This window comes from Micromonospora sp. C31, assembly GCF_018070575.1.
Lineage (GTDB): Bacteria > Actinomycetota > Actinomycetes > Mycobacteriales > Micromonosporaceae > Micromonospora.
This window is the reverse complement of record NZ_JAGPXN010000012.1, coordinates 85,065-89,274: the sequence shown is the minus strand read 5'-3', so window position 1 is coordinate 89,274 and position 4,210 is coordinate 85,065. Positions and strand designations below refer to the sequence as shown.

Annotated in this window: 5 protein-coding genes; 4 read left to right on the top strand and 1 reads right to left on the bottom strand. The window is 72.9% G+C overall.

All coding sequences use genetic code 11. From position 1 onward, the window contains the following. Nucleotides 1-22 precede the first annotated feature (22 nt). Complete coding sequence (locus KBX06_RS17555; protein WP_210836147.1) at nucleotides 23-898, top strand: TauD/TfdA family dioxygenase; 876 nt, start codon at nucleotides 23-25, stop codon at nucleotides 896-898. A 66-nt stretch (nucleotides 899-964) separates the two neighbouring features. Here the strand turns inward: KBX06_RS17555 and KBX06_RS17550 are convergent, their stop codons facing one another. Further along, nucleotides 965-2,020 (bottom strand): NAD(P)/FAD-dependent oxidoreductase, encoded by a 1,056-nt coding sequence (locus KBX06_RS17550; RefSeq protein WP_210836144.1) that lies wholly within the window; start codon nucleotides 2,018-2,020, stop codon nucleotides 965-967. A 272-nt stretch (nucleotides 2,021-2,292) separates the two neighbouring features. Here KBX06_RS17550 and KBX06_RS17545 point away from each other — a divergent pair, with 272 nt between their 5' ends. Genes KBX06_RS17545 through KBX06_RS17535 form a run of 3 tightly spaced genes read left to right on the top strand, consistent with a single transcriptional unit; the run spans nucleotide 2,293 to nucleotide 4,210 of the window. Then, the gene (locus tag KBX06_RS17545; RefSeq protein WP_210836141.1) at nucleotides 2,293-2,934 is read left to right on the top strand and encodes a hypothetical protein; all 642 of its coding nucleotides are present in this window, start codon (nucleotides 2,293-2,295) and stop codon (nucleotides 2,932-2,934) included. Further along, nucleotides 2,931-3,941: a transglutaminase domain-containing protein gene (locus tag KBX06_RS17540; protein ID WP_210836139.1), complete on the top strand. Its 1,011-nt coding sequence runs from the start codon at nucleotides 2,931-2,933 to the stop codon at nucleotides 3,939-3,941. The genes KBX06_RS17545 and KBX06_RS17540 overlap by 4 nt, the downstream gene beginning before the upstream one ends. After that, nucleotides 3,938-4,210, top strand: coding sequence for an acyl carrier protein (locus tag KBX06_RS17535; RefSeq protein ID WP_210836137.1), 273 nt, complete (start codon nucleotides 3,938-3,940; stop codon nucleotides 4,208-4,210). The genes KBX06_RS17540 and KBX06_RS17535 overlap by 4 nt, the downstream gene beginning before the upstream one ends.

Below are 4,210 nucleotides of genomic sequence, written 5' to 3'. Positions count from 1 at the left end.
CACCGAATCCAGGAGGCAACGCATGGAAGAGCACGTCCTTGCCGCCGTCGAGCGGGCGACGACCCGCCCGCCGGAGCGCTACGACACCATCACCGTCCGGCCGATCTCGCCGGTCATCGGCGCGGAGGTCTCCGGCCTCGACCTCGCCACCGAACTGTCGGACGCGCAACTGGCCGAGGTCAGGCGTGCCTTCCTCGCCCACCACGTGCTGGTCTTCCGCGACCAGGTGCTCACCGCAGAGGACCACAAGCGCTTCGCCGGCCACTTCGGCGAGTTGCGCCGGCAGCCCCTCGCCGACCTCGACGGCGGCGACGCCGCCATCCTCGAGATCAGCGCCGGCCGGGACTCGCGGTTCGTGGCCGGCGAGGACTGGCACACCGACGGCACCGCCGAGGCCGAGCCGTCGCTGGGCTCGATGCTCTATGTCACCAGGACGCCGGAGATCGGCGTCGGCGGCGACACCCTCTGGGCGAACATGCACCTGGCGTACGAGATGCTCTCCCCGCCGGTGCGGGCCCTCCTCGACGGGCTGACCGCGATCCACGACGGCCTGATCCCGTGGCAGGGCCACACCCCGCCGCCCGAGTACGTGGTGCCGAAGAGCGAGCACCCGGTCGTCGTACGCCATCCGGAGACCGGCCGTCGGCTGCTCTTCGTCAACGCCGGCTTCACCTCGCACATCGTGCAGCTCTCCCGGCACGAGAGCCGGGCGCTGCTGGACATGCTCTTCGGCCTGGTCGCCCAGCAGCCGATCCTGAGCTGCCGGGTCCGTTGGACACCGAACACGCTGGTGTTCTGGGACAACCGTTGCACCCAGCACCACGCCGTGTGGGACTACTACCCGCACTCCCGCTACGGCCAGCGGGTGACCATCAACGGCAGCCGGCCGGTCGGATAGACCGGCCGGGGCGGGCGGTTCCCGGGCCTGTCGGGCGTCACCCTTCGCCGGGCGGCGGGCGGCGGCTCAGCCGCGCACGATCTGCTCGGTGTAGGCCCAGTCGGCGTCCAGGGCGGCGTCGCGCTCGTCGGTCAGGCCGACCAGATCCGCGCCCGCGACGCGGCCGGCGGCGGCGATCCGGTCCCGCAGGATCCGGGCCGTGACCACGGCGGCCCGGGTGCCCTGGGCGGTGACCGGGTCCAGGTGGTAGCCGGCGTCGCCGACCAGGCACCAGCCCGGCCCGCTCATCGGCCGGCGCAGCATGCGCATCCGCCCGGCGCCGCCGATCGAGGTGCTCCGACGGCCGGCCGCGACGGCCGGGCCGAGGCGCGGATCGTCGCGCACCATCCGTTCGTACGAGCGCGCCGGGTGTCGACCGGTCTCGTCGATCAGGCTCTGGTGCAGGTCCAGCGCGACGCACCACTGCTTGTCACCGCAGGGCGTCGAGATGAGGACGCTGCGGTCCTGCAACGAGAAGTACGAGCGGTCGGTGGGCAACGGCAGGTTCTCGTAGTAGGCCAGCAGCGCGAACCACGGTGACTCGACGACCCGGTAGGCGCCCGCCCCCACGCGTTCGGCGTTGCGCGACAGCCGGCCGTCCGCAAGCACCAGCAGGTCACAGGTGACCTCGCTGTCGACGGCGCCCTGCCGCACGGTCGCCCCGCGTACCCGGCCCGCCTCGATCGTGAGATCCCGCACCCGGGCCGGGCGCAGCACGGTGACGTTGCCCCGGCTGCGCGCCGCGGCCAGCAGCGCCGGGTCCAACACCTCGCGGGGCACGCTCATCCGGAACGAGTACGCGTCCTCGCGCGGGTAGACCCGTTCGACCACGTCCTCGCCGATGCGCTGGGTGTCGCCGTAGGTGGGCGGGGCACCGCAGGCGAGGACCGTCTCCAGCAGGCCGAGTTCGGCCCAGGCGAGGTTGCCGGACCGGTCCCAGGTGGACTGCTGCGGCCAGAACGCGGTGGGCCGCGAGGCGTCCAGGACGAGGACCCGCTCCGCGTACGGCGCGAGAGCCCAGGCGGTGGACGCCCCGGCGATCCGGCCGCCGACCACGACGACCTCCCAGTGGCCGGCGATCACTCCGGCACCGACTCGACGCGGTGGTGCTCGGGCCCGCTCCCGACGTCGTCACGCGACACGGCTCAGTCTCCCATCCGAGCCCGACCCGGGGAAGGGAGCGGCCCGGGCGGGCCGCCCGGGCGCGGGGGCGCAGGCCGGGTCGGCAGGCCGTCCCGTGCGGACGGCCGCCTGCGCAGACGGCATCGCAGAGACCTCGTTTGTTACTGGCGGATTACCCAAGACCATTAAATTCACCCAGGTCAGCGGGCTCCCGGGGGGACGTGGGGTGCAATGTGAACAGTAGGACGATCGCCCAGCCGGAGCCCCGGCTCGAGGTCCGGGACCTCCGGTGGCGACAACTGTGGGCGGGCGCACGGCTCCTCGCCCAGGCGTACGAGGACGGCGCCATCTGGGCCGCCGCCGGCTCGCTCCCCCGGTGGCAGCGCAGGTCGGCGCTGACCGCCCTCTACCTGGCGGAACTGGTGATCGCCCAGCTGATGAGTTCGGGCATCACGCTCGCCGCGTACCGTGCCGAGCGGCTCGACGGCATCCTCGTCCTCTACGGTGACGAGCGCACGACGCCGTGGTGGGGGTGGGCGCTGCGCTCGGTGGCGTGCCTGCTGGCCGGGCCGCGGGCCGTGGTGCACGCCGTCCGGATCTCCAACGCGCTGGACCGGATGCGTCCCGACCGCCCGCACGTGTGGTTCGCGGTGCTCGGCCGGCGGGTCGACTCGGTCGGCGTCGGCTACGTCCTCATCCGCGCCGGCCAGGCGCGGGCGGACGCCCTCGGCCTGCCGGGCTATCTGGAGACCTCGGCCGGCCCGGAGCAGGTGCAGATCAACGAGATGCTCGGCTGGACCTCGGTGGACGAGTACGTGCTGAGCACCGGGAGCGTCATCAGGACGATGTGGCGCGACCGGACGGCAGCGTCGTGACCGCGGCCGGACTGTGCCGCGGGCTCGACACGCTCTTCGCGGTCCCGCCGGAGCACCGGCTCGCCGACATGGACCGGGTCACGGCGAGACAGGTCCTCGGCTGCGACGACCACACACTGTCCACGTTGCTGGACCGGGGGCTCCCGGCCAGCGGCGACACGGGCGATGAACGCTTCGACTCGCGCGACCTGTTCAACCTTGGGCTGTACTCCGGCACCGGCACGACGGTGCCGGAGCAGGCCTTCGCCTACTCGCTGCGGTGGATGCGCGCGTCGACCGAGGAGTTGCTCGCGCCCCGCGCCTCCCGCTTCGCGCTCCGGGTCGCGTGCGCCGCCGAAGCGTGTGGCCCGGAGCCGACCAGCACGCTGGCCCTGCCGCGCCCCGAACGCTGCGGCGGTGCGGTGCACGACCTGGCGGTCGAACCCGCCGGGGGCACGGTCCGACCGGGCGGCGACACCGTCACCCGTACGGCGTCGGAGCTCGCCGTCACCGCCACCGTCCACACCCGTGGCGAGCTGGCCGAGCTGCGTTCCCCGCAGCTGCGCGCGATCGCCGCCGAGTTCGCCGCCATGGACCTGCGCTGGGTCAAGCTGCCCGACGCCCTGCGCGACGACGTCGACCTGGTGACCACGCACGGCGTGGCGAGCTGCGACTCGGCGAGCCGGTACCTGGCCCAGCTCTGCCGCCGGGCCGGCATCCCGGCGGTCACCCGGATCGGCTGGGTGGTCGGCATGCTCGACCTGGTCCACGCCTGGGTCGAGGTCGAGGACGACGACGGGGCGACCAAGGTCGTCGATCCGGTCTTCGCGCTGTTCTCCGGCACCGTGCGCGACACCAACCCCCTGCTGCGCGATCCGGCCGTCGCACTGCGCACCAACCGGCTCGTCCCGACCGGCCTGTCCACCGGAGGGGCCGTCGCCGAACACCGGTGCGCCGGTGAAACGACGGCGGCCCGGGTCACCACGAAGATCCTCCCCGCACCGACGCGCCCCCAGGAGTGGTCATGAGTACGACCGAGACGGTTCCCGCGTTCCTCACCACGTTCCTGCGCGCCAGATGCCCCGACATCGACTCGGTCGGTGTCGACGACGACCTCGTGGACACCGGCGTCCTGAACTCGATGCACTTCGTCGAGCTGCTCTACCTGATCGAGGCGGAGCTGGGCACGGAGATCTCCCTCGACGAGGTGAGCACGGACGACTTCCGCACGATCTCGCGGATCACGCGACGTTTCTTCACCCCGGGGCAGGGCCCCGGCGCGACGCCCAAGGAGTAG